At 69.1% G+C, this 6141-nt stretch carries 6 protein-coding genes; 1 reads left to right on the forward strand and 5 read right to left on the reverse strand.

Features of this window, described 5'->3' with window-relative positions; translation table 11 throughout:
• Positions 1-2: 2 nt before the first annotated feature.
• Genes KV102_RS11040 through KV102_RS11055 form a run of 4 tightly spaced genes read right to left on the reverse strand, consistent with a single transcriptional unit; the run spans position 3 to position 5104 of the window.
• Positions 3-1310: a hypothetical protein gene (locus KV102_RS11040; protein ID WP_220346204.1), complete on the reverse strand. Its 1308-nt coding sequence runs from the start codon at positions 1308-1310 to the stop codon at positions 3-5.
• On the reverse strand, positions 1307-2350 hold the full coding sequence (locus KV102_RS11045; protein WP_220346205.1) for a glycosyl transferase: 1044 nt from the start codon (positions 2348-2350) through the stop codon (positions 1307-1309). Before KV102_RS11045 ends, KV102_RS11040 begins: the two co-directional genes overlap by 4 nt.
• The gene (locus KV102_RS11050; RefSeq protein WP_220346206.1) at positions 2328-3680 is read right to left on the reverse strand and encodes a hypothetical protein; all 1353 of its coding nucleotides are present in this window, start codon (positions 3678-3680) and stop codon (positions 2328-2330) included. The genes KV102_RS11045 and KV102_RS11050 overlap by 23 nt, the downstream gene beginning before the upstream one ends.
• Before the next feature lie 5 nt (positions 3681-3685).
• A complete protein-coding gene (locus tag KV102_RS11055; RefSeq protein WP_220346207.1) occupies positions 3686-5104 on the reverse strand; it encodes a polysaccharide biosynthesis tyrosine autokinase in 1419 nt (472 codons plus the stop codon).
• 136 nt (positions 5105-5240) lie between these two features.
• Here KV102_RS11055 and KV102_RS11060 point away from each other — a divergent pair, with 136 nt between their 5' ends.
• On the forward strand, positions 5241-5819 hold the full coding sequence (locus KV102_RS11060; RefSeq protein ID WP_220346208.1) for a hypothetical protein: 579 nt from the start codon (positions 5241-5243) through the stop codon (positions 5817-5819).
• A 13-nt stretch (positions 5820-5832) separates the two neighbouring features.
• Here the strand turns inward: KV102_RS11060 and KV102_RS11065 are convergent.
• Positions 5833-6141: hypothetical protein (locus tag KV102_RS11065; RefSeq protein ID WP_220346209.1), on the reverse strand; the 309-nt coding region annotated here is incomplete at its 5' end.

Raw genomic sequence — 6141 nt, forward strand, 5'->3', positions numbered from 1 at the left:
CGCTAGTGGTTCAGAGCGAGTCGGCGCCGCGCGAGATCGCGACGTACCCACCAGACGGCGGGCAGGACCTGGCAGACGAACAGTGCTCCTGCAGATGCGAGAACTGGGCCGGCGGCTCCGAGCGGCTCGACGAGCACCCAGGTCAGCGGAATGTTTACCAGGACGGTCGAGACCACTGGCACGACCTGGAACTGGAAGCCCTTGGGGTCCGTCATGTACATCCCGAGCGGATAGTTTGCCGCCTGGGTGAGGACGAGGGCGACGAAGCCGACAACGAGGAGCGGATCGAGGTCGAGCTTGCCGTCGGTGATGACCTGCGTGAGGAACGGCAGAGCCAGACACAAGACGCCGGCGAGGACCCCCGCAGCGACGACGAATGCGGCCATGATCCCGAACGGGCTCTCGACCGACGACGTCGCTCGCGCACGAGCGAAGTACGGCCACAAGGTGATCCCTGCGGCGATGATCGTCTGGAGCACGAGGCCGAAGATCTGTGAGGCGAAGTTGTAGTTGGCGAGCTCGCGGGTCGTGCTGAGGTGCGAGATGAACAACCGGTCCGTCTGCATCGCGATCGGCACCGCCATCGCCATCACGAGTGCTGGCCACGCGGTATGCCCGACCTTGACGTTGCGCACCGAACGCACCCGCGGGGCGTCTCGGAAGGCCTTCCGCACCTGCGGTCGCAGGAAGCGTGCGCCGAGCAGGAGCGTGAGTGCCGACGTCACGGAGCCGGCCACGTACGAGATCAGCGCGACGTAGTTGCCGGCATCGTGGCCCAGGGCGATGAGCGGCAGCAGCCCGATGAGGAACAGCGGCGACGCGAGCCCCAGCACGGCTGTCTGCATCGAGTTCTTGCCGAGCCCGATGAGGATCCGGACACCGAGCCCGAGGGGCAGGGAGAGACCGAACACGGCAAGGCAGAGCATCGCGACGACGTCCCCGCCCGGGAGGAGCGCGCCGCCCAACAGCGTCGGCCACCACCCGAGCGAGAGGAACAGCAGGCTGAGGACGGTAATGACCACGCCGGAGATCGTGAGGTAGCGCAACGCGGTCGTCAGCGTCGCGAGCACCTCGCGGTCCCGCCGTGCGTCTGGTGACTGCGCGATCGCGTTGATGATCACGGCACCGATGCCGAGGTCGGCGAAGGGCAAGAGGAGCCGGACACCGTTGAGCAGCCCGTACTGCGCGTAGGCCTCGACGCCGAAGTACTGAAGGATCAGTCGGCTGGTGACGATGCCGAGGAGTCCGGAGACAGCCATGACTCCGACACGGGTCCCCGCCGTGCTCAGGGTTGCGCGCCACACGCTCATCTGGTGGTGGAGTCCTCTCGGCGGTGGCGGCGACGGGTGAGCGCCGCGCGGAACGCCTCGCGGTGAAGGTGACCCGCGGTCTTCCAGTCCCGCCCGTCGAGCATCGGGCGGTCGGCAGCTCGCGGACGGCGGACGACGTCGACAGCGGCGGTGATCACCTCGCGGGTCAGCGGGCCGTCGTACCGCAGCACCCAGTCCTCGCCGACCTCCGCGGCCAGCGCGTCGTTCTCCGTGCCACGTGGCACGAGCACCGGCCGGTCGAGCGAGAGCGCCAGGAGCGCGGCGCCCGAGTTGCGCATCTCGGTGTAGGGCAGGACTACGAGCTCTGCTTCTGACACGGTCCGCGCCAGGGTGTCGTCGTCGACATAGGCGAGGTCGAGCCTCACGCGCCCGTCACGCGCGGCCGCTCGTGAGAGTGCGGAGGTGAGGTCGTCGGTGCGGGGCTGGCCGGCGACGACCAGCGACAGGCTGTCATCGTCGACCTGGCTGAAGACGGCGAGCAGCGCCGGGACGTTCTTGTACTCGCGGATCATCCCGACGTAAGCGAGCCGCCCCGGCGAACGTGGAGGCCGCGGACATCCGGCGAACCAGCCCCGGTAGTGGCCGTGCAGGATCGTCGTGGCGCGGCCCGGCCGAGGGGCGGCGTCGACGGTGTTGATCAGGATCCACCAGTCCGTCCGCGCCCGGATCGCCCGGAGGAGGACCCGCTCCACGGGGCCGCGGTCCTCGTGAGGGCGATGGTTGTGGAGAGTCTGGACGACGGCTGTGCGGCGCAGCCAGCACCGAAGGAGCAGCACCACCGCCAGAAGACGGTGCGCGTACGTCCGCGGACGCGTCGACCCACGGAGAAGCAGCTCGGGAAAGTGGATGTGCAGGACGTCGTAACGTCCGAGAAGTGCACGTCTCCAGCCGAACGTCAGGATCCGCACGCCGTCGGGCATGTTGCGGGCCAGCTGGGTCATGTACGGGTTCGTCCCGGCTGACGGCTCGAGGAAGGTCTCGAGCACGATGACGTCCTCACCGGTGGACGTGCGCGGCATCATCGCCTCCTTCGAGGCTCGGTGAAGTCTGCGGCGACTCCTGCCACGGCGCGGTGGATCCCGCCCGGACGGTCAGGAGGACTGCGATGGCGAGAGTCAGCCGTACGAGGACCGAGAACGTGGAGGAGAAGCCGAGGTCCCACAGCCCCATCAGTCCCAGGAAGACGACAAGCGCCGACGCCTCGCGGGCCGTGATCCCCCGGACCAGCGAGCCGATCAGCAGGCAGACCACGGCGAGCGCCACGACCAGCCCCACCACGCCGAGGCTCGCCCACATATCGGCGACGACGGAGTGCAAGGTGAACTGCGGGCCGAGCATGTAGTTGTCGACGTATCCCTCGATCGTCGGGATGTTGAGCGGGGCGAGGCCCGTCTTCGCGGTGGCGACGTCGTGGAAGTTGGGTACGGCGCCGAGCCCGAAGCCCTCCGGCTGGTCACGCATGAGCGCGATGGTGGCCGACCACTCGGGACGACCACCGGTCAGGAGGTTGCCGCTCCGCTCGATCTGCGCCTGCGTGCGCTCTCGAGTCTCGTCGCCGAGTGCGCCGCCGAGCAGGAGCGAGGTGACGACGGAGTAGCCGGCGTACGCCATCACCGCGAGGAGGACGAGGGTGCTGCCGCGGCGCGCGAGGGCGTGGGACCCGGCTCCTGGGCGCCGCTGCCAGAGGACCAGGGCCGCCGTCGCCAGACATATCCCCATCAGGCTCCGAGCGTCGCTGGCGGCGCTGAACGCAGCGAGCACGAGGAGCAGCCCCACGGCGGCATGGTGGCTGCGCTTGAGCGCGCACGCCGCGAGAACGATCACGATGACCGGCCACGAGTACGCGAACTTCCAGGGGTTGTCGGTCGCACCTGCCTGGAAGGCGGCGGTCGAGGCGAGCACTCCCAGCGCATAGGCCAGTGCCGTTGCGGGAACGCCCAGCACGCTGCGAGCCCAGAGGAGGAAACCGACACCGAGGAACGCGACGACGTACGCGAGGCCAGTCGCCATCCCCGCCCGCTCGTCGAGCTCATGGTCGATCCCGGTGACGATCCGGATCAGCCAGTAGCCGGACAGCACGGCGAGCAGCCCCCCGAAGACGACCAACGGCCCTCCGCGGTAGCGGCGCACCTGGGGCAACCAGAGCGGTGCCAGGGCGAGGAGGAGCGGGAGCGCCACTGGCAGGAACCCGCCGACCCGGTAGTTGAGGCCCAGCACGAAGGTCGCTATCGCGGCGAGCGCAGCGAGGTACGGGCGGGTCTCGCGCGGGACCGCTTCCGGGACAGCCGGCCGCAGGGGTGCGAACGTCTGGATGCCTCCGGGGACGTCGGACGCCCCGATCGTCGACATCGCGACTACCTGCCCGTGCGATCCAGAGCGGGCGCGCGGTTCTCGTGGGGATCCCGCTCTCTGCGCAGGAAGTCGAAGCGGCGAGGACGTTGGTCGTAGCCGTACTGGCCGGAGCGTCCACCGGTGGTCTTGTTGAGCACGACTCCGACAAGACTCGCGCCCGCGACGCTCAGCACCTGCAACGCCTGCTTGAAGTCGGCGGGCTTGGACGAGCGGCTGTCGACGACGAGCAGCGTGCCGTCGGCCAGCTTGGCGAGCGCGACGGAGTCGGCGACCGGCATCAGCGGCGCGGCGTCCAGCAGGACGATGTCGTAGGTCATCAAGGAGTCGCGCAAGAACCGACGCATGGCTTCGGAACCGAGGACCTGGGCCGGGGTCGAGCGGACGAAGCCACCGGGGAGGACGTGCAGGTTCTCGCTCAGCCACGGCTGGACGACATTCTCGAGCTCGACCTGCTCGGCCAGCACGTTGGTGAGCCCGACGCTCCCCTCGAGCCCGAGGTAGCTCGCCACCCGCGGACGCCGGAGGTCGGCGTCGACCAGGAGCACGCGGTGGCCCGCCTCGGACATCGCGGCGGCGAGGTCCACCGTCGTCGTGGTCTTGCCCTCGCCCGGCCGCGCGGAGGTGACCATCACCGAGCCCGGTGTCAGACCGATGCCGAGCGACTCGAGGTTGATCTGGAGTCGACGCACCGCCTCGCTCCGAGCCATGTCGCGACCGTCGTTGTGGGCGGCAGGGGTGACGCGTCGGGACCGTTGGCGCGGGATGCGTGCGAGCACGGGGGCCTCGGTGTAGGCCTCGACGTCCGCCTCGGTTCGGACCCGGCTCCCGAGACGCTCCAGGATGAGCGCGAGCGCGAGGCCGACGCCCAGGCCGGCCGCCAGGCCGCCGGCGACGTAGAGCTTCTTGTTGGGGGAGAAGGGGAACTCCGGCGTCGTCGCGGTCGAGATCAGCGAGACGTCCAGCGCTGCTCGACCGCTGCGCGTCTTCGGGGCGAGCGCCTCGGACTCGGTGGCCAGGCTGCGAGCGGTGGCGTTGGCGATCTGAGCCGCTTCGACGGGCGACGCGCTCGTCGCCGTGACGTCGATGATCACCTGGTCCAGCGGCGCCGACGCGGTGATCGACCCCGCCAGACGACGCGGGGTCGTGTCGAGGTCGAGATCGTCGATGACCGGAGTCAGCACTCGAGGGGTCCGGGCGACCGAGGCGTACGACTTCACGACCTCGCGGGTGTAGTCCGAACCCTGGACGAGCTCGGACACGGAGTCCGTCCGCGCCAGCGCGTAGAAGAGGGTCGCGGTCGAGCGGTACTGGGGTGTCACCGTCTGGACGTAGGCGGCGGCGAACGCTCCTCCGAGTGCGGCGAGGAGGACGATCGCGAGCCATCGTCGACGGAGCACCTGCAGGTACGCGTTGGAATCCATCTCAGCCTTCGAGCTCGCCGTTCGCACTTCCCAGGGAGATGCGTGTCCGCCCTCCGGTGGCGGCCGATGTGGAGTCTATGTTAAAGGTGTGCGCTTGCTACGTCCTGAGATTGATGCCGAACGGTAGTCTCGTGGGGTGGCGCACCTCCTCTTCGTCTGCTCGGGCAACATCTGCCGTTCCCCAGCGGCTCAGCTTGCCTTGCGCCAGCGCCTGGGAGAGAGCGATCTGACCGTGGCGAGCGCCGGGCTCTACGCCCGCGTGGGCGATCCTGTCGACTCACCCATGGCCAAGCTCCTCGCCCTGCGAGACATCGACACCGAGGGGTTCGAGGGGCGTGCGCTCGATCGGCCGACCCTTTCGTCGACCGACCTGGTGCTCGTCATGACGACGAAGCACCGCAAGGCGGTGGTCCAGATGGAGCCGGCTGCGGTGCAGCGCACCTTCCTCCTCCGCGAGTTCACGCGGATCCTCGAGACGGCGCGCCCCGACGAGCTCGTCGAGGCCGAGGCCTCCCACTCGAAGCGACTCGCCGCCGCGCTGGCCTACGTCCAGCTGCACCGCTCACCGCCTCGGCGTCCGGCGGACGACGAGATCCCGGACCCCTACCGCCACAGCATGCACCGCTACCGTCGAGCGCTCGACATGATCACCGCGTCGGTCGACGAGCTCGCGAAGGTTCTCGTGCGAGACGAGGTCGGTGCTCAGCGCGCCTGAGCCGTCCGGTTCCTCAGGAGCCTCGTCGGATGGTGATGGGGGTGTTGGTGGTGTCCCAGAGGTTGTTGGTGATGGTGGCGATCTGGGTGGTGGTGGGTGGGGCGATGATGGGGCAGTTGGTGATGCGTGAGGTGCCGAAGCGGTTGTCGCGGATGGTGAGGCCGGTGATGGGGCCGCGGGCTTTCTCGGCGATGTTGAGGGTGCAGGATCCGCCGGAGAGCCAGTTGCCGGCGATGGTGATGTTGGTGGAGCGGTAGCGGTCCTGGGTGATCATGATCCCGGTGTGGAAGGCGCCTTCGAGGACGTTGTGGCGGATGGTGAT

Origin of the sequence: Mumia sp. zg.B53 (genome assembly GCF_019550935.1) — a bacterium.
Taxonomy (GTDB): domain Bacteria; phylum Actinomycetota; class Actinomycetes; order Propionibacteriales; family Nocardioidaceae; genus Mumia.